This is a genomic window from Prescottella soli, assembly GCF_040024445.1.
GTDB lineage: Bacteria > Actinomycetota > Actinomycetes > Mycobacteriales > Mycobacteriaceae > Prescottella > Prescottella soli.
In genome coordinates, this window is the sequence record NZ_CP157276.1 from 3,723,271 (window position 1) to 3,747,163 (window position 23,893).

Consider the following 23,893-nt stretch of genomic DNA (forward strand, 5'->3'; position numbering starts at 1 on the left):
TGCACGAACGCGTCAGGCGCGGCCCTCGATTCGATCGAGTGCCGCGCCTGGCGGAGAACAGTGATGCCTAGCCGGTGTAGCCGGGGGGCATCAGGACGGACTTGAGCTCGAGGTACGCCTCGAGACCCTCCGGGCCGCTCTCGCGGCCGATGCCGGAGTTCTTGTAGCCGCCGAACGGCGCGCCCGGATCGAACGCGTACCAGTTGATGGCGTAGGTGCCGGTGCGGATCTGCTTGGCGATCTCGACGCCCTTCTCGATATCGGTGGTGTACACCGATCCGGCCAGGCCGTAGTCCGAGTCGTTGGCGATCTTGATGGCCTCGTCGACGGTGTCGTAGGGGATCACCGACAGGACGGGACCGAAGATCTCCTCGCGGGCGATCGTCATCGAGTTGTCGACGTCGGCGAAGATGGTCGGCTCGACGAACCAGCCCTTCTCCAGGCCGGCCGGGGTTCCGCCGCCGAGGACGACGCGGGCGCCCTCCGCCTTGCCCTTCTCGATATAGCCGAGGACCTTGTCGCGCTGCTTCTCGGTGATCAGCGGGCCGAGCTGGGCGGCCGGATCGTCCGGCATGCCGACCGGCATGAACCCGGCGAACTGCACCATGGCCTCGAGGATCTCGTCGTAGCGCGAGCGCGGCGCGAGAATGCGGGTCTGGCCGACGCACGCCTGACCGGAGTTCATGAGACCCGACATCACCAGCATCGGCATGGTGGCCTGGACGTCCATGTCCTCGAGCAGGATCGCGGCGGACTTGCCGCCGAGTTCGAGCGAGCAGCGCTTGAGCTGCTCGGCGGCGATGGCGCCGATCTTGCGGCCGACGGCGGTGCTGCCGGTGAAGGTGACCTTGTCGAGGTCGGGGTGCGAGACGAGGTACTCGCCGGTCTCGGCGCCGCCCGGCACGATCGACAGCACGCCCTCGGGCAGGCCGGCCTCGGTGAAGATCTCGGCGAGCATGTTCGCGTTGAGGGGGGTCTCCGGTGCCGGCTTGAGGACCACGGTGCAGCCGGCGAGCAGCGCCGGGGCCAGCTTGTTCACGGCGAGGAACAGCGGGACGTTCCACGCGATGACGGCGCCGACGACACCGACCGGCTCGCGGTAGACGGTGGTCTGGCCGAACGCGCCGGTGCGGACGTCCTCCCACTGGAACTCGTTCGCGAGGCCCGCATAGAAGTTCAGGACCGCCAGCGACATGATCTTCTGCATCGTCTCGACGCCCGACGCCGGGGCGCCCATCTCGTCGGAGATGGTGGAGACCAGCTCGGCGCTGCGTTCCTCGATGAGCTTGGCGACCTTGGCGAGGATCTCGCCGCGCTGCGCGGGGGTGGTCTCGGCCCACGGGCCGGACTCGAGGGCGGCACGCGCCGCGGCGACGGCGGCGTCGATGTCGGCCGGTGCGGCGACAGGAACGCTACCGACGCGCTCCTCGGTCGCGGGGGAGAACACCTCCAGCCGCTGGTCGGTCGCCGGCGCGACCCAACGGCCGCCGATGAAGAGTTTGTCGTAGTCGGTCATCAATTCATCCTCGCTCTTGTGGAGTGCCCCGGGTCACACTAGAACACGTTACAGCGAGTTGGAATAGGGCAAGTCTCGATCACCGGTCAGAGCCAGGTTGTTCGCGAGGAGTCCGGCGCCGGTCAGCGTGCCCAGGACGCCGAGTTCGGCGGGCACCACTCGCAGGTCGCGCACGAACGACAGCCGGGCGTGACGCGCCGCCGCCGCGGTCATCGGCTCCCACAGCGCGGGCCCCGCCTGCGCGAAACCGCCGCCCACCACCACCAGGTCGACGTCGAGCAGGGCCGCCGCCGACGCGAAAACCTGCCCGAGCGCGGTCCCGGCCCGCTCGAGGGCTGCGGTGGCGACCGGCTCGCCGAGGCCGGCGTCGACGGCCAGATCAGCGGCCGTCGCCCCGATCCACCCGTCGGCGCGGGCCCAGCGCAGCGCCGCGGGACCGCTCGCGACGGTCTCGAGACAGCCGACGGCGCCGCACCCGCAGCGCTCGTCGCCGCCCGGGACCACCATGTGCCCGATGTGGCCCGCGTTCCCCGTGCGCCCACCGTCGATGACGCCGCCGCGGATCACCCCGCCACCGACCCCGGTCGACACCACGACCCCCAGCAGGTCGGGGGTTCCGCGGCCCGCACCCAGGCGGTGCTCGGCGTAGGCGGCCGCCGCCCCGTCGAGGGCGAGGCGGACCGTCGCCGACGGGAACAGGCTGCGCACGGCGTCCACGATCGGGAAGCCGCCGCGCCACTCGCCGATATTGACCGGCGCGACGGTGCCCGCGGTGACGTCCACGGGGCCGGCCGCCGCGATCCCGACCGCCGTCACCGGTGCGCCGTCGGCGGCCTTCTCCAGCAGCGCCGCGCACGCGTCCCACACGTCGGCAGGCGGCGTCGGCATGGTGAGCGGGACCAGCGGGCGGCCGTCCGCGCCCACGAGCGCCGCCGCCATCTTGGTACCCCCGAGATCGAGCGCGAGTGCGGTCATGCAATCGAGGTTAGTTCCGTCGGCCGTGCCATCCGTGCGGATCAGGGTGGGCGGCACTTAGGAGCGACCGATGAGTGAACACCCTCCCGTCGGGGTAACGACTGCTAGAGGGGCTTTTATCCGCCAGTTCCACCGATCGGAGGGAAAACATGAGCGGCGCAACCACTTCTGCGTCCATCCGGCGCGAACCGGACCTGTCCGGCCAGACCGTTGTCGTGATCGGCGGCAGCGCCGGTATCGGGCTCGAGACGGCCCGGCGCGCCCGCGCCGAGGGCGCCGACGTCGTCCTCACCGGGCGCAGCAACGACCGGCTCGCGCGCGCGGCGTCGGAACTCGGCGCCCGACAGACGGCGACCTTCGACGCCAACGACACCACTGCCCTGGAACGGTTCTTCCAGGACCTTCCGGACCCGATCGACCACGTGATGGTCACCGCCGGCGGCCCGCGTTACGGGCCGATGCTCGAGATGGACGCGGCCGAGGTGCGTGAGGCGATCAGCGGGCACGTGGTGCTGGACCTCGAGGTCGCGCGCAATGCCGCCGGCAAGATGCGGCCCGGGGGCACGCTGATCTTCATGGGCGGGACGGGAGGACGGCGGGTCGGCCACGGCCTCGGGATCGTGTCGGCCGCCACCGCAGCGTTGCCTCCGTTCACGGCGGCGCTCGCCCTCGAGCTCGCGCCGGTTCGCGCCAACCTGATCGCGGCGGGTTTCGTCGACACCCCGTTGTCGGCGTCGCTGCTCGGCGATCGACTCGAGGAGCGCAGGAACGAACTGCGGGCGAAACTCCCGATCGGTCGCGTCGTGGGCCCCGCCGATGTCGCCGCCCTCGCCGTCCACATCATGACCAACACCGCGCTGACCGGCGGGACGTTCGACATCGACGGCGGGCAGCAGTTCGTGTTCTGACGCCGCCGAGCCCGGATCTCAGCGCTTGCGGATCACGAGCACCAGGTTGCTCACCAGCAGCTCGCGCAGCACCGGGAGCCGGACCATCCACCACGCCCAGCGCGGGTGGTAGCGCGGGAAGGCGGCCAGCACGTCGCCGGCGGTCTGCGACTTCGCCCACCGCAGGCCGTCCTTCGCGCCGATGTCGAAGAGCGAGACGCCGAAGCGGTTCTTCGGTTCCTTGCCCTGCGTGCGGCGGTACCGGCGGGCCGCGTACTCGCCGCCGAGGTAGTGCCACGGCCCGGTCTCGTGCCCGCCGAACGGCCCCCACCACAGCGTGTACGACAACACCATCAGCCCGCCGGGCTTCGTCACCCGCAGCATCTCCTCAGCCATCACCCACGGCTGCGCGACGTGTTCGGCGACGTTCGACGAGAAGCACACGTCCACCGCGTCGGAGCGGATCGGCAGCGCCAGGCCGGACCCGCGGATCGAGTCGCCGACGGCGAGCCCGGCCGCGTGCATCTCCGACGGATCCGGTTCGACGGGGACGTACCGGGCGCCCGCCCGGCCGAAGGCGTCGGCGAAGTAGCCGGGGCCGCCACCGACGTCGAGGACGGTCGTCCCGGTCAGGTCCCGCTCGGTGAGCCCGCGGTGGAGGTCGCCGATCAGCTCGACCGAGTCGCGGGCGAGCGCGCCGTAGAAGAGGTCCGGGTCGGTCTGCTCGTACCGGAAGTCGCTCAGCAACCCGACCGACCGCTTCAGGGTCGCGCGGCGGGCGAAATGGCGGGTCACGCGTGGTGATCGGGCGCGGGTCACGGGAGGAACCTTAGCGATCGGACATACCGCGCTCCTGTTCGCCGGGTTCCGCTACTTGACGGTAGGGCGCGCCGCGTCCAGCCGATAAGGTGTGTCGCAGGCGACCGTCCGAGCCGAGCCAGTGAGGGGGCACGCACGTGCGAGAGGTTCTCCTGCTGTGCTGGCGCGACACCGGGCATCCCCAGGGCGGTGGCAGCGAGCGGTACCTCGAGGAGGTCGGTGCGGGTCTCGCCCGGCGCGGCATCAAGGTCACCCTCCGTACCGCCGGCTATCCCGGAGCCCCGCGCGAGGAGATCGTCGACGGCGTCCGGATCAGCCGGGGCGGCGGTCGGCTGACGGTGTATCCGCGGGCCCTCGGCGCGATCGTCGCCGGACGCCTCGGTCTCGGCCCGCTCGCCGGACTGCGACCCGACGCCGTCATCGACACCCAGAACGGCATCCCCTTCTTCTCCCGCACCGTCGCCGGTGCGCCGGTCACCGTCCTGGTCCACCACTGTCACCGCGAGCAGTGGCCCGTCGCCGGTCGGCTCATGGGGCGCGTCGGCTGGTGGATCGAGTCGTGGCTCTCCCCGCGCGTGCACCGCGACAGCCAGTACCTGACGGTGTCGTTGCCATCCGCCGACGAACTCACCGATCTGGGCGTCGAACGCGATCGAATCGCGGTGGTACGCAACGGCGCCGACGCCATCCCGGACGGTATCGAGCCCGGCGGCAGCCACACCCGCACGGCGCATCCGAGCGTGTGCGTGCTGTCGCGGCTGGTGCCGCACAAGCAGATCGAGGACGCCCTGGCCGCGGTCGCGCAGCTGCGCCGGACCACCCCGACCCTGCACCTCGACGTCATCGGCGGCGGCTGGTGGGAGCAGAACCTGCGCGAGCGCGCCGACGAACTCGGCATCGGCGACGCCGTCACCTTCCACGGGCACGTCCCCGAGGACCGCAAGCACGAACTGCTCGCACGGTCGTGGGTGCACGTGATGCCGTCGCGCAAGGAGGGCTGGGGGCTCGCGGTGATCGAGGCCGCGCAGCACGGGGTCCCCACCGTCGGCTACCGCAGCTCCAAGGGGCTCACCGACTCGATCATCGACGGCGTCACCGGACTGCTCGTCGGCGGCGACTCCGACGACGCCGCCGCGGATCGGGCGGCCGCGGTTCCCGCGCTGGCGAGTGCCGTCGAATCGCTGCTGCTCGACGCCGAACTGCGCGCCGACCTCGGCCGCAAGGCGCGGCTGCGGGCCCTCGAGTTCTCGTGGGAGCAGACCGCGGCCGGAGTGCACGCGGTGCTCGCGTCGTCAGCCACGGGACGGCACGTGTCGGGGCTCATCGCCGGCGCCGAAGCCCCGACGGTGACGGCGCCGGGTCTGCAGGACGCCTAGCCCGCCGCCCACCAGCAGCGCCGCCCACAGCAGGTGCGCCGTGAGGGCTTCGCCTCGACCTTCTCGGGGATCCGGGGGGATGCTCCCCGGGACCCGGTACAGTGCCAGTTCGTCGTCCGAGAACACCTCCTCGAGCTGGTCGAGGGTGCGCTGCGACTCCCCGAGCGGCCCCGGCGTGGTGCGTTCGACGAGGACCCACCGCACGTGTTCGGCAGTGAGATCCTTCGGTGCGGCGCCGGACAGCAGTAGGTTCTCGACGCGCGTCGCGCGCGCCCCCTCGCCCGCGACGGTCGACGCCTGTCCGACGACGAGCCGACCCGTCTGCAACACGTCCACCGGCAGCATCCGCGGTGCCGGGTCGAGGACGGGGGCGTCACCGCTGTAGGGGAACTTGCGGAACATGCCGGCGGGCAGCACGGCCACGTCGCCCGCCTCCTTCGACGCGTCCAGATTGTCGACCACTTGCTGCCACGCCGCCGGGTACCGCACCGGCGTCAGCGCGCCGCCGACGCCCCACACCAGATCGGGCAGTCCCAGAACGATCACCGCGACGGCCCCGACCGGGACCGCACCGGGCAACGAGACGCGTGCGGACAGCGCGCGCACCCCGGCCGCGGCCGCGAGCGCGTACAGCGGGGCCGCGAGTGCCACCCACTTCTGGGTGTCGCGCAGCAGTCCGGCGCCCGGCACGTGCACGACGGCCCACTCGCCGACCGCCAGACCCCACCCGGTGGCTCCCAGCGCGGGGAGCAGCACCGCCGCCGCGGCGAGCACCGCGAGCGCGGCGATCACCGGATGGCGTCGTCGCCGCCACAGCGCGGGCACGCCGCAGGCGACCACCGCGAGCAGCAGGACCGTCCCCGCGACCGCCCACAGCGACGTCCGCGATCCCGGAACTGCGGTGCCGTTCCAGATTCCGCCGAGCCCCGCGAGACTGCCGATCGTCCCGAGGCCGGGCTCGGCACGGGCCGCGAACGCCGCCACGCCCGCGGGATCCGACGTCCCGCCGCCGCCGGACAGCGCGGTCGCGGTCAGCCACGGCGCCGACACGGCCAGGAACAGCAACATCGTCCGCAGCAGTCGCGGCACGACGGCGCCGCGTCCGCCCGGCCCGGCGAGGACGGCCAGTGCGACGGCGACGGCCAGCAGCGCTCCCGTCGGCGTCAGAGCGGCGGCCGCCAGGCACAGCGTCAGCGCCCACCAGCCGCCCGGGCGTCCGCGCCGGATCGCGACGGCCGCGCACACGATCCACGGCAGCGCCGCGTACCCGGCGAGCAGACTCCAGTGGCCTTGCAGCAGCCGCTCGCCCACGTACGGGTTCCAGACCATCACCGTCGACGCCACCAGCTGCGGCCCGAGCCCGGCGCCCGGTAAGAGCACCGCGACCATGCGCGCCGCGCCCCACCCGGCCAGCCACAGCGCCGCGAGCAGGATGGCCTTCACCACCAGCCCGCCGTCGACGACGGAACTGAGCACCGCGACCAGCCAGTCCTGCGGGACGGCGCGGGCCGCGGCGTCCGTCAGCCCCAACGCCGAATCGGTGGGGTACGAGCGCGGCGTGCTCACGGCGTCGCGAATCAGGAGATAGCCGGGGCCGAGCAACGGTCCCAGGACCAGCGCGGCCAGCGCCAGGCTGTACAGGATCGGCACCGCCCGCGTCAGTGTCGTGCGCCGTGCCGTCATGACGGGCACTGTACTGGTGCGATCATGGGCGAATGCCACGCCAATCCCTGTCCGGCTCCACCGTTGCCGGGATGACGATGGTGACCGTCGGATCGATGACGGCGAACGTCGCGGCCTACCTCCTCGCGCTGCCCGCCCTGCGGTGGCTCGGCCCCGCCGGGTACGGCGAGTTCGCGAGCCTGCTCGCCGCGCAACTCGTGCTGGCGGTGCCGGCGCTGGCCCTGCAGACCGTCGTGGCCCGGGAAGTGGTCCACGGCAAGCCGGCCGCGGCGCTACGGGCGCTCGGCTACCGCTGCGCGGCGATCGTCGGCGTGATCGCGCTGGTGCTCGTCCCGATCATGTCGTGGGCGCTCGACACGAGTCTCGCCGCGACGGCGTCGGCGCTCGTCGCGGCGCCCCTGCTGGTGCTCCTCGCGACCGAACAGGGCCTGCTGCAGGGCGCCGGGAGATTCGCGGAACTGAGCGTCGTGCTGGCCGGTGCGGGGATCGCGAAGGTCGCCCCCGCGGTCGCGGTGCTGGCGGTCGGCGGCGGCCCCGGGCCCACCCTGCTCGCCGGCGCCGCCGGCACCGGAGTCATGGCGTTCGCCGCACGGCTGATCGCGGGCCGGCGCGCGTTCGCCGACGGCGAGGGCGACGCGGCGAGCATCGGCGTCGCGACGGTGCTGCGGGCGTCGCAGGTGCAGCTCGCGCTGATCGCGTTGACGTCGATGGACCTCGTGATCGCCCGCATGGTGCTCGACTCGCACGACGCCGGGCTGTACGCGGCCGGCGCGGTCGCGACCAAGGCCGCGTTCTGGCTGCCGCAGGCCATCGGCGTCGTGCTCTACCCCAAGATGGCGAACCCGGAGCAGTCCGCAGGGGCCGTCCGATCCGCGCTCGGTGTGCTGACCGCGCTCGGCGCGGTCCTGGTCGTCGGTGCCGCCGTCGCGGCCCCGCTCGCACCGATCCTGTTCGGCCAGGACTACGCGCCGGTCCAGAGCATCCTGTGGATGTTCGCGTGGAATGGTGCGGCGCTCGCGGTGCTGCAGGGCGCGCTGCTGTCGGCGATCGCCGGCGAGCGCACCCACCTCGCGATCGTCGCGTGGGTCGGTCTCGCCGTCGAGGTCGCGTTGTTCTTCACTGTGGCCGACACCGTCCGCGAGTTCATCACCGTCGCGGCCTGTGTGGCGACCGTGACCGCCGCGACGGCCTCGCTGCTCGCGGTGCGCGGCGCCCGCGTCGCCGACGTCCCCACGAGCTAGGACGACGCGGTCACCCTCATCGGCGTCGGCGACCAGACCACCCGGATCGCGAACACGCTCGCCGCACTGATCAGCACGAACGGCGCGCCGAAGAGGATCTCGCCGGCAGTCGACAGCCGATGAGCCCACGAGGTGCCGTCGTCGGGATACTCCGGACGACCGGTGAGCATCGCGATCACAACATCGGCGACGCCGAGCAGTCCGGGCGCCGCCAGCGCGACGAGCCCGACGGTCGCGACGATGCGCCCGAATCGTGGTCGGTGCGGGGTTCGCGCAACGAGGTACCCGCCAATCGCAGCGAGCAGCATCGCGGGCACGAGCACCACCGAACCGAACGCCAGGAGGAGTATCCAGTTGGCCGCGACGTCGGTGAGGAGGTTGCGAGAAGGCTCGAGGGCCTCGACGGTCACCAGTGAGACGGCGAACAGCAGCAACGGGGCCGCTGCCACCCCGTACGTCCACCCCCGGACACTGTGCATGTGCCCAGCGTCGCACGGACGTTCCAGGAACCGGGACAACTAGCCCGGAACGGCAGAACCCCCGCACGAAGGTCCGTGCGGGGGTTCTGCCGTTGTCAGGGAGCGCCGACTACTGCTGGCGCGGCGGTTCGGTGAAGCCGCCCTGGTCCAGGTTGACCGTGGGGAACTCCTCGGTCTTGTCCGACGTCCAGTCGTGGTCCTCGGCCTGACCCGACCCGTTGGGCGGGTTCTCGGGGCCGCCTTCCGTGGCGCCCTTCTTACCGCGACCGCCGCGGATGCCGAGGAAGATGCCGCCGATCAGCGAGATCACGCCGAGGATGCCGGCCACGATCGGCAGGGTGCGACCGAACAGCGAGAGCTTGTCCTGGCCGTCCTTGGCCTGGCCGATCTGGTACTCGATGGTGTTCTCGTCGAACGGCAGCGTGACCTTGAGGACGGTGACCTCGGGCTTGGCCTTGTCGCGGGCGTAGTACTGGTACAGCTTCTCCTGGCCATTGATGACGACGCCGGTGATCGGGTCGACCCACACGTCGCGCTCGTTCTGGTACCAGCGGGTCATGGTCACCGGCTGGTCGTCGCCGGGAACGCCCCACGTCTTGGCCGGCAGCGTCAGCTTGTTGGTCGGATCCGCCACGACCTTCGAGAGATCGACCGGCTCGATGACCTGGTTGTAGTGGTAGACCTTCATTCCGTTGATTTCGGTTTCCTCAACGAAATTGATGTCCTGGCTCTTGCGGGCGTTCAGGTCGAAGTAGGGGTAGCTCTTCTTCTCTGCATCGAACGGCCACTTGTACTGCAGGCCGGTGTGCGAGACCTCTTCGGCCGGCGACGTCGACGACGTCTGGATGGTGCCGACCGGCGGCTCCACCGGCATCGAGCTGACGCGGTCCGCGGTCACCCGGTCGACCGTCGCCGTGAGCAGGCCCGTTTCGCCCTGCTTGTCGGTGCGGATCAGCGTCTGGCCGGCCTGGATGGAGACGACATCGGCGTCGGACGGCTGCTCGGTGATGACATAGCGCTGGGCGACGATCGGCACGTTCGTGTTGACCTGGGCCTTGCCTGCGAGCAGGGCCTTCGAATCCAGAACGTCGCCGTTGCCGGTGGCGACCGTGGTGACCTCGAGGTCGAGGGGGGTCTTCTTCAGCTTGTCCACGGTGTACGCGGGAATGATGACCGCGACGGCCAGCAGGAAGGTCCCGAGGCCTACCAGGACGCACGCAAGTATCCGGCTCGGGCCTGAGCGCTCGGCCATGCTGTCTCCTAACTCAATGTTCTTGAATTGAGATACCCCCACCGGCAGCGTGCCCGCTGCACGGGTCGCACGGTGCCCACATTCGTGACACCACGTGAGCCCAGACACTAACAGTCGTGCTGTCCCATTTGCGGCAGCACGTGGGTTAGCGATCGCTCACGTCGCTCTTTCGGTTCCACAACGACCCGGGCACACTTGACGGCGATGAACAGCTCACACCTCGCCACGGCGGCTCCCGTCGGTAATCCCCGGGCGTTCGTACCGGCACTCGAGGGGATGCGCGGATTCGCGGCGTTCGGTGTGCTGGTGACGCACGTGGCGTTCCAGACCGGCGCCACCGGGGATCCGGTGATCGGGCGTGTCTGGGGTCGATTCGACCTCGCGGTGGCGGTGTTCTTCGCGCTGTCGGGCTTCCTGTTGTGGCGCCCGCACGCGGCGGCGGCCCGCGGTCTGGGCGCGCCGCCGACGATCGGCAGGTACTGGCTCAACCGCGCCGCCCGCATCCTGCCCGCCTACTGGGTGGTGGTGGTGCTGGTGCTGGCGTTCCTGCCCGCGGCCGCGGGCGGGTGGAAGGTGTGGGCCGCGAACCTGGCGTTGGTGCAGGTCTTCGTCCCGTTGACCCTCACCGAGGGGCTGACGCAGATGTGGTCGCTGTCGGTGGAGGTGGCGTTCTACCTGCTGATGCCGATCCTCGCGCTGGCACTGGTGCGTCTGCGTGGTTCGGCGGCCCGGTTCCGGGTCCCGGCGCTGCTGGGACTGGCGCTGGTGAGCCTGACGTGGGCGTTCCTGCCGGTGCCCGCGCCCGACGGTATCCACCACGACAACTGGCTGCCTGGTTACATCCCGTGGTTCGCGGCGGGCATGCTGCTGGCCGAGCTCGCGATGGTCGGCGGGACGTGGGTGCACCGCCTCGCCGAGCACCGGGTGTGGATGGCGGCGATCGCGGTGGTGGCGTTCGCGCTGTCGACGACGTGGCTGGCCGGCCCGGAGGGGCTGGTGCGGGCGGCGCCGTGGCAGTACGCGACCAAGATTGCGCTCGGTGCGGTGATGAGCTTCGCGCTGCTCGCGCCGCTGGTGCTGGCCGGACATCGGCACCGCATTCTGGCGAGCCCCATCGCGCTCGCGGTGGGACGGTGGTCCTACGGCCTGTTCATCTGGCATCTGGCGGTGCTGACGATCGTGTTCCCGATGTTCGGCATCGCCCCGTTCAACGGCAACTTCTGGTTCGTCCTCGCCGTCACGTCGGTGCTGAGCATCGCGGTGGCGTCGGCCAGCTACGCGCTCGTCGAGGAACCCGCCCGGCGTGCCGTCAAGCGCTGGGAGAAGCGCCGCCACATCGGCGAGCGCGACAGCGGCAGCGCCGCGACCCCGACGCAGACGACGCCGAGCAGCGCGAACAGCTGAATCAGGAACGAGTGCCCGACGTAGCCGCCGACGGCCCGCCACGGACCGGTCGACAGCAGCACCGACGCGATCGCGACGGAGACACCGGCGGTGCCGACGAGGAAGCGGGCGGCGAACGCCGGTCCGCGCCACCATGACAGGCCCAGCGCACCGGCCGCGACGAGCACCGTGACCAGCGTGCCGACCGGTCCCGCGACCACCGTCGCGACGGCCGTCACCCCGACGGCCGCGGCCACGACGCTCCGCCACGGGCGCGGCGCCGGCCCGAGTTCGGGAGTGCGCCGCCGTGACACCAGCGCCAGCAGCGCCAGCGGAATCAACAGCAGCAGACCGAACGCGAGCCCGGCGCGGTACCAGCGATCCGACGGGAACGTGAGGGTGACGGTGCCGGCCGTGTCGGCGGGCACGATCCAGCCCTGCTGCCAGCCGCCGACCACGACGGGCCGCAGTTCGGTGCCGTCCGGCGCCGTCGCGACCCAGCCGACGTTGGTGCTCTCGGGCACCACCAGCAGCCGGTCGGTGGCGGATGCGGTGACGTCGAGTTCCCGGAGGTTCTCGGTCCAGCGGCCGACGGCCGGCGAGGTGGGGGAGGCGGCCGCGGGCGCGGGCGTCGCGTTCAGCTGCAGGCCGTCGACGGTGAACGCCGCGCCGGGCGCGACGACGACGTCCTGACGGCCGGCGGGAAGCGGGACGGGGTCTGGTGTGCACGGGGTCGCGGTCACCGGCTGCCCCGACGCCAACTGCCGGGTGGTCGCGGTGATCGACATCCGCACCGGCGTCCCGCCGATCACGATGGTGGGTCCGGCGTCGCACCCGAGCGTCACGGTGCGCTCGGAGGGCCCGGTCGCGGTGCCGGGCACGGGCTTGCCGTCGGCCCCGAGCACGACGACCTCCGACAGGCCCGCGGGCTGCAGCTGCAGGAAGCCGAGCCCGGTCCGGTCGAGGACGTCGGTCCACTTCACCAGCGACAGCACGATGGTGTCGGTGACGTGCGGCTCGAGGGAGATCGTCTGCGGTGCGCGGGCCGCGTCGTCGGAGTCGTCGAGGTCACGGGTCTGCGGGCCGTTGCCGAGGTTGACGGCGACACGTGTCGGCGCGGCGGGCAGGTTGCCGGGGCTCGGGGTCAAGTGCAGGCCGGTGACCAGGGTCGGGTGTGGGAGCTTGATCGTCAGGGTCGGCATGCCGCCCTTGCCCTGCGCGGTCTCCGCGGGCGCTGTCCACGACGTCGCGACGTCCCCGTCGACGGCGGCGCCGGCGGTGCCCCGCAGCTCGACGCCGTCCGACCCGCCGCTCGCCGTGACCGCAGCCGGGTCGGCGACGAGGGCGTCGAGCGCCGCGCCGGGGCGGGGCCGCAGTGTCAGCTTCGGGGTGACGGCCGTCGCGTCGGGCACCGACAGGGTGCGGGTGAAGGCCCCCGGCTCCTCGGGCGGCAGGATCAGCGCGCTGCTGCAGTGCACGCGGTCCGGGCCGTCGGCGCACCCCGACCGTCCGGGCAGCTCCTGGCCCAGATCCCAGCCGCGCACCTGCGCGCCCTCGGGCGTCGCGGGCAGGACGGTGCGGTGCACGATCGGCACGGGCACACGGCTGCCCGACGAGTAGTCGTCGATCGACAGCTCGCTGATCCCGAACTGGAATCCCGGTGAACCGTCCTCGGTGTAGGTCGCGAGGATCCGCAGCCACGGCGTGGTGCCCGACGGCAGCGACACGTCGACCGGCTCGCCCGGCTTGTCGATCCGCACCGACGTCGAGCCGTTCGGCGTCTCGATGCGCAGCCACTTCACGGGCGGGCCGAACGCGGCGGGGCTGGTCGTCAGGTGCAGCATCCCGCGGGTGACGGGGGTGTCCAGGTCCACGCGCAGCCACTGCCCGCGCGCGGTCTCGAGACCGTTGCTGAGCCACGCCGTCGCGGGATCGCCGTCGACGGTCGCGGCCGGGCCGCTGCCCGGCGCGGTCCCGCCCAGCTGGGTGGCGTCCGACGCCGAACTGGACACGGTGATCGAGGCGCCGGACCACTCGCCCTCGACCAGCTGCGCGTCCGGCACCGGGTAGTCGGGGACCGCGTTGTAGGTGCGGCGCGGGTCGTCGGGGCTGCGCAGCGCGGAGCTGTGGTTGTCGACCTGGCCGAAGTCGGTCTCGCGGTCGGTGGGGGTGTCGGTGACGGTGACCGGGCCGACGTCGATCCCGGCCCGGCGCGCGTCGGTGGCGAGCAGCGCGGGGCCGGTGACCGTGCCGTTCTCGGCGAGCCGTTGCAGCGACTCGGGTCCGCCCTGCACGACGGGCACCGCACCCAGGTCCACGGTGTACGGCCCGGCGGGCGGCGTCGGACCGCTCGGCGAGGTCACCCGGTAGATCTCGATCGCCGGGTAGGCGGGGCGCAGGTCGCCGTCCACGACCACGTTCTCGGCGGCCGGGGGCGCGATGTCCTCGCCGAACTGCGCGACCTTGGAGAACCCGGGCGAGCCGTCGACAGTCTGGTGCACCAGGATCGGGCGCGCCGACCGCGACGTGTCGGGGTCGAGGTCGTTGCGCACGACGACGTAGCGGATGCCCTGCCCGAGCAGCGTGTCGGCGAGCCCCGCCGACGGGCGGCCGTCGGCGATGAGGCGCTGCACCGAGTCGAGCGCGCGGATCGCGCCGGGCGGGACCAGGGGCACGGCGTCGCGGACCGCCCACGGGGTCGAGGCGAGGGCCTGCAGCGGCTCGTCGCGCGTCAGTCCCCACACCTGGGCGCCGAACGGGGCGCCGGGCACCACCAGCGCGCGTTCGGCGTCCGCGCCGTCGCCCGACCCGGCGGCGTTGTCGGCCAGCCACTGCGCGGTGTCGTGCCAGTACTGCGGGACCTCGTCGTACGCGCCGCGCGGGGCGAGCCGGCCGGACCAGGCGAGCGACGTCGTGAGGGTGAGCGCGACCAGCAGCAGCGACGTGACCGCGACCATCGGTTCGCGCTCGGGGTGTGCGAAGGCACTGCGCCAGCGCCGCAGCGGCACCGAGCCGGGCAGCGGCACCTTCGCGAGCAGGTGTGCCAGGCCGAGGACGAGCGGCAGCCGGACCAGCGGCTCGAGCTTGTGGACGTTGCGCAGCGGGGCGCCGGTGCCGTCGAGGAACGCCCGGACCTGCTCGGCGATCGGGGAGCCGAGTTCGCCGACGTAGCCGGCGCCGAGCCCGGCGATGCCGACCAGCAGGATCAGGGTCAGCCGCCCCTTCGCGGGCATCCGCCGCATGCACAGCCCGGCCAGCCCGGCGGCGGCGATCAGTCCGGTGGCCACGACGGCGACGGGCTGCGTGACCAGCACCGTGCCCGCGACCCGCTCGGGCGAGACGAACGGCGTCCAGCTGTCGGTGCCGCGCAGCACCTCGGTCAGCGACGTCCACTGGGTCGTGACGCCGGACGACTCGATGTAGTCGAGGAACGGCGGGCTCACCCGGCCGAGCAGCAGCAGCGGGACGATCCACCACAGCGTCGCCAGCAGCAGGCACGGGATCCACCACGCGGTGAACACCCACCAGCGCCGGTTGGGGCGGTGGGCCATCCACCACAGTCCCGCGACCAGGCAGGCGGCGCCGGTGGCGACGGCGTTGACGGCGCCCATGAGCGCGACGGCCAGCGCCGACTGCGCCGCGAGCCGGCCGAGGCTGCGATTGCCGCGCCAGGTCGGGGACGTCGCGAGGATCACCGGCAGCAGCACCCACGGCGCCAGCATCATCGGCAGCGACTCGGACGAGATCGAGCCGATCGTGGTGAGCACGCGCGGCGACAGCGCGAACGCGACGGCCGCGACGATCCGGGAGCTGCGGCTGCCGATGCCGAGCGCCTCGGCGACGCGGATGACGCCCCAGAATCCGGCGACGATCAGCAGCGCCCACCACACGCGCTGGGTGATCCACGGCGGGACGTGCAGCAACTCGCCGAACGCGAAGAACGCACCGTGCGGGAAGAAGTAGCCGTAGGCCTGGTTCTGGACCTGGCCGAGCGGCGCGACGCTGCTCCACTGGTGGGCGGCGCGGGAGAGGAACCCGATCGGGTTCTGGGTCAGGTCGTACTTGGTGTCGGCGACGATCAGGCCCGGCGACTGCAGCAGGCACAGGACCAACGCAACGAACCCGGCGCCGATCAGCCAGCGCCGGGTCAGTGGTTCGGTCGAGGGTTCGACTGAAGGCCCCTCACCGGCGGGTCCGCCGGACGAGGGGGAGGTGCGTGGACGCGCGATCCGAGGGGGCTCAGCGGCTGCCGTATTCAACCTGGTTCAGGATCGAGGAGTTGGCGTTGCCGGAGCGGTCGATGTTGGGAAGCGTGTTGTCCTGAGCCGCCGCCGTGACGCCGAGCACCGCGCCCGCGCCGACGACTGCACCGATCGCGGCGCTGGCAATGCCGGGGACAAGGAACTTCGCCATCTCGGATCTCCCATGGTCGAGCTGCCGGGTACGCGGGGTACTTACCCGTGCGTACGCGATATCCGGGTCAAGGTATCACCTGCCGCGGCGCCGGCGGGCGAGTCCACGCCGAGTGCCCCGAGCAGCGTGCCGAGTTTCGTGGTCGTCTCGTCCAGTTCGGCGGCGGGGTCGGATGCCGCCACGATTCCGCCACCGGCCCACGCGAGCGCGGTGGTGCCGTCGGCGTCGATCTCGGCGCACCGGATCGCGACCACCCAGTCGCCGTCGCCGGCCGCGTCGCACCAGCCGACCGCGCCGCCGTAGAAGCGGCGGTCGCCCTCGATCTCGCGGATCGTGTCGAGCGCGCGGTCGGTCGGGGTGCCGCAGACGGCCGGTGTCGGGTGCACCCGGGTCGCGAGGTCGAGCGACCCGAGCGTCGCGTCGCGCAGTTCGCCCCGGATGGGAGTGGCCAGGTGCCACAGCTCGCCGGTCCGGGTCAGCTGCGGCGTCGACGGCACGTCCAGGTCGGTGCACAGCGGCGCCAGGATGTCGCGGATCCACTCGACGACGAACGCGTGCTCGGCGAGGTTCTTCGCCGACGCGAGCAGCTGGTCGCCCTCCGCGCGGTCGGCGTCCGGGTCGGTGTGGCGCGGCGCCGATCCGGCGAGCGGACGACACGTGACGGTCGTGCCGCGTCGGCTGAGCAGGATCTCCGGGCTGGCGCCGACGAGGGTGTGCCCGACGTAGCCGTCGCCGGCGGCGGTCAGGTCGACGGCGAACCCGTTGGCGGCCTCGTGCCGCAGGACCATGCGCGCGGCCAGCGCCTCGGGGGAGATCGGGGCGTCGGCGACCAGTCGCACCGCGCGCGCGGCGACCACCTTGTCGAGCTCGCCGTGCTCGAGGCGGTCGACGAGTCCGCGCACCCGCACGACATGTTCTGCGGTGCTGGGGATCTCGCGCTCGACCCGAACGTGCGGCAGTGCGGTGACCGCGGCCGGGCGCCACGGGCCGGGCGTCCACGACACGGTCTCGGGTGCGGTGAGCGCGGCCGCGGCGGCCGGATCGAACGGCAGCGCGCCGACGATCAGCCCGGTGCGTCCGGCCGCGAGCGCGTCCCTCGCCGCGGTCGCGCTGTCGAATCGATCCCGTGTCCCGGTGGTGCGAAGAGTGCGATCAGGGCGCGAGAGCAGGAAGCCGTCCATGGTGCTGCCGACGATAGTCGGGGCACCGCGGATGGCCGCCTCGAGGTTCGGGCCGCTACTTGCCCGGCGGGACGATCAGCACCGGGCGGTGGCTGTGCCGCAGCACGTGGTCGGCGACGCTGGACTGCAGCAGCGACCGCAGCCCGGTGGTGCCGCGGGTGCCGGTGACGATGATGTCGGCGTTCAACTCGTCCGCGCACTCGACGATGGTCGCCCAGATCGCGGTGGCGGACTCGCAGCACCGGCCCTCGGCGTTGAGCCCCGCGGCCAGGGCCAGGTCCAGGCCCTCGTCGTTGATCGTCTTCGCGTCGGTCAGCGCGATGTCCTCGGACGCCTCGTCGGGAACCCATTCGGGCTGCATCACGCCGGACAGCCCGGACATCCGGGCGGCTTGCCGGACCATCGGTTCCCACGCGGTGGCCACCACCGCGCGATTCGCGGCGAGGAACCGGCCGGCGTATTCGATCGCGCGCTTGGCGTTGTCGGAGCCGTCGTAGGCGATGAGCATGAGATCTGCAGGCACTGTGACCTCCTGAAATCCGGGTCGACCGGCTGGGGCGGTCTTCGGCTTCCGTTCTTGAGATTACCTTGCCATTACCTGCACCGCTCGGCTCGGGAAATGGCTCGAACGGATGTCGACTACGGTCGGATATATGCGAATTCGACATGCGTTGGCCGTCGCGTTGTGCGCCGGGCTGGCCGTCGGGTGTTCGTCCGGGACCGGCACCGACACCGCCCCGACCGAGTCCCCGTCGTCGCCCTCGACGTCACAGCCGGTGTCGAAGACGTCGAGTGCGCCCAAGGCGCCGTCGCCGTTCGGCTCGGCGGTGTGCGGGCCCGCCTTCCTCGACTCGCTCACCCAGCGGCAGAAGCTCGCGCAGCTGCTCACGGTCGGGGTCACCGGCACCGCGGACGCGCTGCACGTCGTCGAGTCGGAGCAGATCGGTGGCATCTTCATCGGCAGCTGGACCGACGCCTCGATGCTCGCCGACGGTGGCGTCGCCGAGGTCACCGAGGCCAGTTCGGTGCCGCTGATGGTGACGATCGACGAGGAGGGTGGTCGGGTCTCGCGCATCGCCGGGATGTACGGCCCGGACCCCTCGGCCCGGGTGGTCGCGCAGACCATGACGCCGGAGCAGACCTACCAGATGGCACTCGAGCGGGGACGCGAGCTGTACCGGCTCGGGATCACCGTCAACTTCGCGCCGGATGTCGACGTGAGCAACCAGCCCGACGACGCGGTGATCGGCGACCGGTCGTTCTCCAACGACCCGCAGGTGGTGACGACCTACGCGGACGCGTACGCACGCGGCATGCGCGACGCCGGAATCCTGCCGGTGCTCAAGCACTTCCCGGGCCACGGCTCGGCGTCGGGCGACTCGCACACCGGTGCCGTCACCACGCCGCCGCTGGACCAGCTGCAGACGACCGACCTGGTGCCGTACCGGGAGCTGGTGGACACCGGTGTCGGGGTGATGCTCGGACATCTGAACGTCCCGGGGCTGACGACGGACAACCTGCCGGCGAGCCTGAGCCCGCAGGCCGTCTCGTTGCTGCGGGAGGGCACCGGCTACGGCGCCCCGCCGTTCACGGGTCCGATCTTCACCGACGACCTGAGCGGGATGAAGGCGATCACCGACCGGTTCGACATCGCGCAGGCGGTCGAGCAGGCGCTCGCGTCCGGGGCGACGGTGGCGCTGTGGCTCACCACGAACGACGTCCCGCGCGTCCTCGACCACCTGGAACAGGCGGTCGCGTCGGGCCGACTGTCGAAGTCGCAGATCGACCAGTCGGTCCTGACGGTGGCGCGCGCGAAGGGGGCTGTGACCTGCTGAGCAGGAGCTGGGTCACAATGGTGATCGAACGCTGATCTTCTTACCTTCGAGTAAGATAGCGAGTCTTACCCGTGGTTGGAGGAATTATGGCTGGTGGCACCAAGCGGCTGCCCAGGGCCGTGCGCGAACAGCAGATGCTCGACGCCGCCGTCGAGGTCTTCTCCGACAACGGGTTCCACGACGCCTCGATGGATGCTATCGCGGCGAAGGCGAACATCTCCAAGCCGATGCTGTACCTGTACTACGGCTCCAAGGACGAGCTGTTCGCCGCGTGCATCCACCGTGAGGGGCTGCGGTTCGTCGAGGCCATCTCGCCCGCGGGCGACCCCAATCTGCCGCCGCGTGATCAGTTGCGTGCGGCGCTCACCGGGTTCCTCGGTTTCGTCGACCACAACCGCAGTTCGTGGATGGTGCTGTACCGGCAGGCGATCGGTCAGCAGGCGTTCGCGTCGCAGGTCGGCAGCAGCCGTGACCGGTTGATCGAGCTGACCGCCAAGCTGCTCGAGTCGAGCACCAAGGAGCCGGAGCCGGGCACGGACTTCTCGATCATGGCGGTCGCGCTGGTGGGCGCCGGCGAGGCCGTCGCGGACCGGGTGGCCGGCGGCGAGATCGACGTCGACGCGGCCGTCGAACTGCTCGACAAGCTCGCGTGGCGGGGCTTGGCCGGCGGCAAGAAGAAGTAGCCGGCAAGAAGACGTAGCGAACACCGAGGGCCCGGACGGAAGACGTCCGGGCCCTCGGTGTTCGGTCAGGCTGCGCGACGCTGTCGGACGCGGCGGCCGCGCAGCATGGTTGCGCGCTCGGACTCGCCGATGCCGCCCCACACGCCGAACGGTTCCGGCACGGCGAGGGAGTGCTCGAGGCAGGTGGTCCGGACCGGGCACGACGCGCAGATCGCCTTGGCGCGCCGTTCGCGCATCATCCGGGCGTTGCCGCGTTCCCCGGTCGGGGGAAAGAAGGTGGATTCGTCCATGCCCTGGCAGTTGCCCTGCTGCTGCCATTCCCAGGTGTCGGCCAGGGGTGCGAGGGTCGGTCGGATCTCGGTCATCGAATGCTCCTCGTGAATGTCCGTGGGTCGATCCGCGTCGGGGCGCCCTGCGGGGCGCTCGCGCCGACGCGTCAGACGGCGCTGGTTTCGGGATCGGCTGATCGGGTGTCCGATATGCCGGCGTACATCCGGTCGAGCCTGTGTTTGAGTTCCTCGGTGCTGAGCGACCATGTCGCCGCGCCGCGGCCGGTGTCGGCCGCAAGTTGCGCACTCACGTGTGGTCATCCTTTCTTCTCTGATACGGCCCACCCGCAGTCGGTGAAACCTCTCGGTTCACCGCTCGAGCTCGGAAGACCGGTGGGGTGGAGTGGTCCGGACCCTCGCCATGCAGGCGGGCCTGACTCCTCCGTCTCACTCTTCTTCTCTTGCATCGGGAAGTTTTGACCACTGCACCGTACAACAAAATCTATATCCGCGGAAGCAGATAAATTCGCTTACCTGCCGAACTTCATCTCCGCTGCTGGTGAGAGGGGATGATCGGCGAGTGCCCGATCGGTCCGTGTCGGGGTGTTCGCCGCGTAACGTCTGCGATGGGAATGCGATGGCGTCGAACCCGTGCGCGGGATCGGCGTCCCGTGGTCCCGCCGCCGCAACACCTGCGGCGGCTACCCGGACAGAGGTGACCTGCAGTGCCACGTACCCGCGAACACGCCGACAACTACGCGGACGCCCTGACGGTGCTCGCCACGGCGACGCACCGCCCCGCGAACGTGGTGAACACGGGTGCCGGCTACGCGATCCGTGTGGACTTCGAATACAACCGCTACCTGCTGGCGACGGATCACGTCGTCGAGGGACTGTCGGGCGATACGACCGCCGGTTCGCGCTGGATGGTGCGCTTCTATCAGGACTCCGCCGGCGCGGATCCCGAGTTACTCGTCACGGTCGAGCAGGAGTGGCTCGTCGACGCGTTCGATCTCGCGATGGCCGAACTCGGGCGTACCGGGAACTGGATCGACGCGGATATGAAACTGGGCGAACTGAGTTCGCCGGGCGACGTCTGACGAACGGTCCTCCGCCGAACGGCGGGTACTCAGGGAATCTTCGTCTGCCGACACACATTCGATGTGGTGTCGGTGATACGGTGAGGCATCGGCAGACGCTCGCGAGAAGCCGCTGGTGACGGCGGCGGGTGGGGGCGAGCGGTCTGCGCGTATCCCCACGCGACCGAACTCGACGCGATATGAAGGCCACGATGACGCAACAGTCTCCGCCCCGCTCCACCCGCGGAGTCTACGGAATCTCGGTCACCTCCGAGCTGACCGGGATAGGTCCGCAGACCCTGCGGCTGTACGAGCGCCGTGGCCTGATCACGCCGTCGCGCACCGGCGGCGGCACGCGGCGCTACAGCGAGGAGGACCTCTACCGGCTGTCGCGGGTGTCCGAGCTGGTGGAGGCCGGTGTCAATCTCACCGGGATCCGGCAGATCCTCGAGCTCGAGGCGGCCAAATCGGAACTCGAAGCCGAGAATGCGCGTCTGCGACAGGAATTGGCGGCGCGCGAGAGATGACGCGGGGGCGCGGCGGGCGGATCCGCCCGCCGCGCCCCGACGCGGACTACCGCACCGTCGCGGTGAGGTGCGGGTAGCCCTTCTTCGGATGCTTCAGCGCCAGATCCCACCCGTCCGGGGTCTGGTCGGCGTACAGGTTCACCGTCGCCGGCAGGACGATCGGCTTGCCGAACCGCACGCTGTAGGTGACCGAACCGGACAGGCGTCCCTCGAGCGGTGCGAGCGCGGCCGCGGCGCTCCACATGCCGTGCGCGATCGTCCCCGGGAACCCGAATGCCTTGGCGCCGAGCGACGAGACGTGGATCGGGTTGCGGTCGCCGGACACCGCCGCGTACCGGCTGATGGCCTTCTGGTCCACCCGCAGGGTGCGGGTGGGCGGGGGCGGCACCTCTTCCCGGTACTCGGCCTTGGGTTCCTTCGGTGCGCCCGTCGGGTGCATCTTGAGGAACGAGCTGACCTGACGCCACACGAGCTCACGGCCCACCGAGACCTCGCTGACGAAGTCCACCTGCGTGCCCTTGGTGTGCGGACGCAGGTTCTCGGCGCGGACCCTCAGGTCCAGCGGCTCGCTCACCGAGATCGGGCGCAGCTGCTCGATCACGTTGTCGGTGTGCACCGAACCGATTGCCGGGAACGGAAACTCGCGCGAGGTGAGCAGCCGCATCACGGTCGGGAACACCAGCGTGAACGGGTACGTGACCGGCAGCGTGTCGCCGAACCGCAGCCCGCACACCTTCGCGTACGCGGCCAGGTTGTCGTGGTCGACGCGCAGGCCCGACAGCGCGAGCGTCTCCTTCGGGAGACTCCGGCGGCCGGCCGGCTTCGCGAACGGCAACGCGCCGAACGCCGCGCGGGCGTAGTTGTCGAGGGTGCCGGGCTGCTCGCGCAGCTGCACGAGCGTGCCCTTGCGGCCGGTCATCACGCCCCCAGCAGCGACTGGCCGCACACCCGGACGATCTGCCCGGTCACGGCGTTGGATGCCGGGCTCGCGAAGTACGACACCAGCTCGGCGACGTCCACGGTCTGGCCGCCCTGCAGCAGCGAGCTCATACGGCGTCCGGCCTCGCGGGTCGCGAACGGGATGGCCGCGGTCATCGCGGTCTCGATGAAGCCCGGCGCGACGGCGTTGATGGTGATCTTCTTCTCCGCCAGGACCGGCGCGGTGGCCTGGACCAGGCCGATGACGCCGGCCTTCGAGGTGCCGTAGTTGGTCTGGCCGCGGTTGCCGGCGATGCCGGCGATGGACGACACGTCGATCACGCGGCCGCCCTCGCGCAGCACGCCCTTGGCGACGAGTGCCTCGGTGATCTTCTGCGGGGCAAGGAGATTGACGCCCAGGACGCTGTTCCAGCGGGCCTCGTCCATGTTGGCGAGGGTCTTGTCGCGGGTGATGCCGGCGTTGTGGACGATGATGTCGACGCCGCCGTGGCGCTCGGTGAGGTGCTCGGCAAGCTTGTCGGCCGCGTCGGCCGCGGTGACGTCGAGGGCCAGCGACGTGCCGCCGACCTTGTTCGCGGTCTCGGACAGCGCCTGGCCGGCGGCCGGGATGTCGGCGCACACGACGTGCGCGCCGTCGCGGGAGAGCACCTCGGCGATGGTGGCACCGATGCCGCGGGCGGCGCCGGTGACGACGGCGACCTTGCCTTCGAGCGGGCGGTCCCAGCTGGCGGGGGCGACGGAGTCGTCGGCGCCGACGCGGATGACCTGCGCGTCGACGAACGCGGACTTCGCCGACAGCAGGAAGCGCAGCGTCGACTCGAGCCCGGACAGACCCGGCGCGGCGTCGGGAGAGACGTAGACCAGCTGGGCGGTGGAGCCGCGCTTGATCTCCTTGCCGACGCTGCGGGTGAAGCCCTCGAGCGCGCGCTGGGCGATCTGCTCGTCGACGCCGGACGTCAGCTCGGGCGTGGTGCCGAGCACGACGACGCGGGCGCACGAGGCGAGGTTGCGGATGACGGGCTGGAAGAACTCGAACAGCTGCACCAGCTCGGTGACCTGGCCGATGCCGGTCGCGTCGAACACGAGTGCGCCGTAGCGGTCGTCGTGCGGCTGCGCGGCCGGGTAGTCCGACAGCAGCTCACGGACGGGTTCGACGAGCCGGCCCTTGCCGCCGATGAGGATCGGGCCGGCGAGCGGCGGTTCGCCGGCCTTGTAGCGGCGCAGCTTCTCGGGCTGGGGCAGCCCGGCCTGCTTGGCGATGAATGCGCCCGGCGCGGACGAGAGGAACTGGGAGTAGAGGTCGGGAGCGCCCTTGCTGGCTGCCACGGTCCACCTTCCTTGTCGTGTTGTCTTGCA

Annotated in this window: 21 protein-coding genes and 1 pseudogene; 8 read left to right on the top strand and 14 right to left on the bottom strand. The window is 71.4% G+C overall.

Translation table 11 applies throughout. From position 1 onward, the window contains the following. Nucleotides 1–67: 67 nt before the first annotated feature. Entirely contained in the window at nt 68–1,516 is a 1,449-nt protein-coding gene (locus ABI214_RS17345; RefSeq protein WP_348603755.1) for an aldehyde dehydrogenase, read from the bottom strand. Nucleotides 1,517–1,564: 48 nt separating this feature from the next. After that, nucleotides 1,565–2,491 (bottom strand): ROK family protein, encoded by a 927-nt coding sequence (locus tag ABI214_RS17350; RefSeq protein ID WP_348603756.1) that lies wholly within the window; start codon nt 2,489–2,491, stop codon nt 1,565–1,567. A gap of 149 nt (nt 2,492–2,640) precedes the next feature. Here ABI214_RS17350 and ABI214_RS17355 point away from each other — a divergent pair, with 149 nt between their 5' ends. Then, nucleotides 2,641–3,399, top strand: coding sequence for an SDR family oxidoreductase (locus ABI214_RS17355; RefSeq protein WP_348603757.1), 759 nt, complete (start codon nt 2,641–2,643; stop codon nt 3,397–3,399). A gap of 18 nt (nt 3,400–3,417) precedes the next feature. Here the strand turns inward: ABI214_RS17355 and ABI214_RS17360 are convergent, their stop codons facing one another. Next, nucleotides 3,418–4,173: a class I SAM-dependent methyltransferase gene (locus ABI214_RS17360; RefSeq protein ID WP_348611715.1), complete on the bottom strand. Its 756-nt coding sequence runs from the start codon at nt 4,171–4,173 to the stop codon at nt 3,418–3,420. 161 nt (nt 4,174–4,334) lie between these two features. Here ABI214_RS17360 and ABI214_RS17365 point away from each other — a divergent pair, with 161 nt between their 5' ends. Continuing rightward, nucleotides 4,335–5,573 carry a glycosyltransferase family 4 protein gene (locus ABI214_RS17365; protein WP_348603758.1) on the top strand — a complete coding sequence of 413 codons (1,239 nt, stop codon included), beginning with the start codon at nt 4,335–4,337 and terminating at the stop codon, nt 5,571–5,573. Here ABI214_RS17365 and ABI214_RS17370 read toward each other — a convergent pair. Next, the gene (locus ABI214_RS17370) at nt 5,490–7,256 is read right to left on the bottom strand and encodes a hypothetical protein (protein ID WP_348603759.1); all 1,767 of its coding nucleotides are present in this window, start codon (nt 7,254–7,256) and stop codon (nt 5,490–5,492) included. The two genes, ABI214_RS17365 and ABI214_RS17370, sit on opposite strands and share 84 nt — an antisense overlap. Nucleotides 7,257–7,288: 32 nt before the next feature. Here ABI214_RS17370 and ABI214_RS17375 point away from each other — a divergent pair, with 32 nt between their 5' ends. Beyond that, a complete protein-coding gene (locus tag ABI214_RS17375; protein ID WP_348603760.1) occupies nt 7,289–8,497 on the top strand; it encodes a polysaccharide biosynthesis protein in 1,209 nt (402 codons plus the stop codon). On the opposite strand, the gene ABI214_RS17380 is transcribed toward ABI214_RS17375, so the two are convergent. Then, entirely contained in the window at nt 8,494–8,976 is a 483-nt protein-coding gene (locus ABI214_RS17380) for a hypothetical protein (RefSeq protein ID WP_348603761.1), read from the bottom strand. The two genes, ABI214_RS17375 and ABI214_RS17380, sit on opposite strands and share 4 nt — an antisense overlap. A gap of 109 nt (nt 8,977–9,085) precedes the next feature. After that, nucleotides 9,086–10,228 (bottom strand): DUF3068 domain-containing protein, encoded by a 1,143-nt coding sequence (locus ABI214_RS17385; RefSeq protein WP_348603762.1) that lies wholly within the window; start codon nt 10,226–10,228, stop codon nt 9,086–9,088. A 204-nt stretch (nt 10,229–10,432) separates the two neighbouring features. Between ABI214_RS17385 and ABI214_RS17390 the strand changes: the two are divergent. Next, nucleotides 10,433–11,482 (top strand): annotated as a pseudogene (locus ABI214_RS17390) (acyltransferase family protein); the annotation flags it as partial. Between the two features lie 20 nt (nt 11,483–11,502). Here the strand turns inward: ABI214_RS17390 and ABI214_RS17395 are convergent. The 4 genes from ABI214_RS17395 to ABI214_RS17410 form a co-directional block, all read right to left on the bottom strand. After that, nucleotides 11,503–15,762 carry an alpha-(1->3)-arabinofuranosyltransferase gene (locus ABI214_RS17395; protein WP_348611718.1) on the bottom strand — a complete coding sequence of 1,420 codons (4,260 nt, stop codon included), beginning with the start codon at nt 15,760–15,762 and terminating at the stop codon, nt 11,503–11,505. 88 nt (nt 15,763–15,850) lie between these two features. Beyond that, entirely contained in the window at nt 15,851–16,024 is a 174-nt protein-coding gene (locus ABI214_RS17400; RefSeq protein ID WP_348603763.1) for a DUF2613 domain-containing protein, read from the bottom strand. A gap of 41 nt (nt 16,025–16,065) precedes the next feature. Further along, nucleotides 16,066–17,205 carry an isochorismate synthase gene (locus ABI214_RS17405; protein ID WP_348603764.1) on the bottom strand — a complete coding sequence of 380 codons (1,140 nt, stop codon included), beginning with the start codon at nt 17,203–17,205 and terminating at the stop codon, nt 16,066–16,068. A gap of 55 nt (nt 17,206–17,260) precedes the next feature. After that, nucleotides 17,261–17,728, bottom strand: coding sequence for a universal stress protein (locus ABI214_RS17410; RefSeq protein ID WP_280759783.1), 468 nt, complete (start codon nt 17,726–17,728; stop codon nt 17,261–17,263). 130 nt (nt 17,729–17,858) lie between these two features. Between ABI214_RS17410 and ABI214_RS17415 the strand changes: the two genes are divergently transcribed. Both ABI214_RS17415 and ABI214_RS17420 read left to right on the top strand, forming a co-directional pair. Further along, nucleotides 17,859–19,040, top strand: coding sequence for a glycoside hydrolase family 3 N-terminal domain-containing protein (locus tag ABI214_RS17415; protein ID WP_348603765.1), 1,182 nt, complete (start codon nt 17,859–17,861; stop codon nt 19,038–19,040). Between the two features lie 86 nt (nt 19,041–19,126). Further along, nucleotides 19,127–19,723, top strand: a complete 597-nt coding sequence (locus ABI214_RS17420) for a TetR/AcrR family transcriptional regulator (RefSeq protein WP_348603766.1) — start codon at nt 19,127–19,129, stop codon at nt 19,721–19,723. Between the two features lie 65 nt (nt 19,724–19,788). Here ABI214_RS17420 and ABI214_RS17425 read toward each other — a convergent pair whose 3' ends face one another. Then, complete coding sequence (locus tag ABI214_RS17425; RefSeq protein ID WP_280759786.1) at nt 19,789–20,088, bottom strand: WhiB family transcriptional regulator; 300 nt, start codon at nt 20,086–20,088, stop codon at nt 19,789–19,791. A gap of 71 nt (nt 20,089–20,159) precedes the next feature. Next, nucleotides 20,160–20,303, bottom strand: a complete 144-nt coding sequence (locus ABI214_RS17430; protein WP_348603767.1) for a hypothetical protein — start codon at nt 20,301–20,303, stop codon at nt 20,160–20,162. Nucleotides 20,304–20,717: 414 nt separating this feature from the next. Here ABI214_RS17430 and ABI214_RS17435 point away from each other — a divergent pair, with 414 nt between their 5' ends. Both ABI214_RS17435 and ABI214_RS17440 read left to right on the top strand, forming a co-directional pair. After that, nucleotides 20,718–21,092: a hypothetical protein gene (locus ABI214_RS17435; RefSeq protein ID WP_348603768.1), complete on the top strand. Its 375-nt coding sequence runs from the start codon at nt 20,718–20,720 to the stop codon at nt 21,090–21,092. A gap of 179 nt (nt 21,093–21,271) precedes the next feature. After that, entirely contained in the window at nt 21,272–21,598 is a 327-nt protein-coding gene (locus ABI214_RS17440) for a MerR family transcriptional regulator (protein WP_348603769.1), read from the top strand. A 46-nt stretch (nt 21,599–21,644) separates the two neighbouring features. Here ABI214_RS17440 and ABI214_RS17445 read toward each other — a convergent pair whose 3' ends face one another. Then, on the bottom strand, nt 21,645–22,517 hold the full coding sequence (locus tag ABI214_RS17445) for a MaoC/PaaZ C-terminal domain-containing protein (RefSeq protein WP_348603770.1): 873 nt from the start codon (nt 22,515–22,517) through the stop codon (nt 21,645–21,647). Then, nucleotides 22,517–23,863, bottom strand: coding sequence for a 3-oxoacyl-ACP reductase (locus tag ABI214_RS17450; RefSeq protein ID WP_348603771.1), 1,347 nt, complete (start codon nt 23,861–23,863; stop codon nt 22,517–22,519). Before ABI214_RS17450 ends, ABI214_RS17445 begins: the two co-directional genes overlap by 1 nt. Nucleotides 23,864–23,893 lie beyond the last annotated feature (30 nt).

Coding starts and splice junctions, on each gene's coding strand:
- ABI214_RS17375 (WP_348603760.1), top strand. CDS start 7,289: ATGCCACGCCAATCCCTGTCCGGCTCCACCGTTGCCGGGATGACGATG.
- ABI214_RS17405 (WP_348603764.1), bottom strand. CDS start 17,205: ATGGACGGCTTCCTGCTCTCGCGCCCTGATCGCACTCTTCGCACCACC.
- ABI214_RS17355 (WP_348603757.1), top strand. CDS start 2,641: ATGAGCGGCGCAACCACTTCTGCGTCCATCCGGCGCGAACCGGACCTG.
- ABI214_RS17420 (WP_348603766.1), top strand. CDS start 19,127: ATGGCTGGTGGCACCAAGCGGCTGCCCAGGGCCGTGCGCGAACAGCAG.
- ABI214_RS17415 (WP_348603765.1), top strand. CDS start 17,859: ATGCGAATTCGACATGCGTTGGCCGTCGCGTTGTGCGCCGGGCTGGCC.
- ABI214_RS17445 (WP_348603770.1), bottom strand. CDS start 22,517: ATGACCGGCCGCAAGGGCACGCTCGTGCAGCTGCGCGAGCAGCCCGGC.
- ABI214_RS17400 (WP_348603763.1), bottom strand. CDS start 16,024: ATGGCGAAGTTCCTTGTCCCCGGCATTGCCAGCGCCGCGATCGGTGCA.
- ABI214_RS17345 (WP_348603755.1), bottom strand. CDS start 1,516: ATGACCGACTACGACAAACTCTTCATCGGCGGCCGTTGGGTCGCGCCG.
- ABI214_RS17440 (WP_348603769.1), top strand. CDS start 21,272: ATGAAGGCCACGATGACGCAACAGTCTCCGCCCCGCTCCACCCGCGGA.
- ABI214_RS17380 (WP_348603761.1), bottom strand. CDS start 8,976: ATGCACAGTGTCCGGGGGTGGACGTACGGGGTGGCAGCGGCCCCGTTG.
- ABI214_RS17370 (WP_348603759.1), bottom strand. CDS start 7,256: ATGACGGCACGGCGCACGACACTGACGCGGGCGGTGCCGATCCTGTAC.
- ABI214_RS17425 (WP_280759786.1), bottom strand. CDS start 20,088: ATGACCGAGATCCGACCGACCCTCGCACCCCTGGCCGACACCTGGGAA.
- ABI214_RS17350 (WP_348603756.1), bottom strand. CDS start 2,491: ATGACCGCACTCGCGCTCGATCTCGGGGGTACCAAGATGGCGGCGGCG.
- ABI214_RS17385 (WP_348603762.1), bottom strand. CDS start 10,228: ATGGCCGAGCGCTCAGGCCCGAGCCGGATACTTGCGTGCGTCCTGGTA.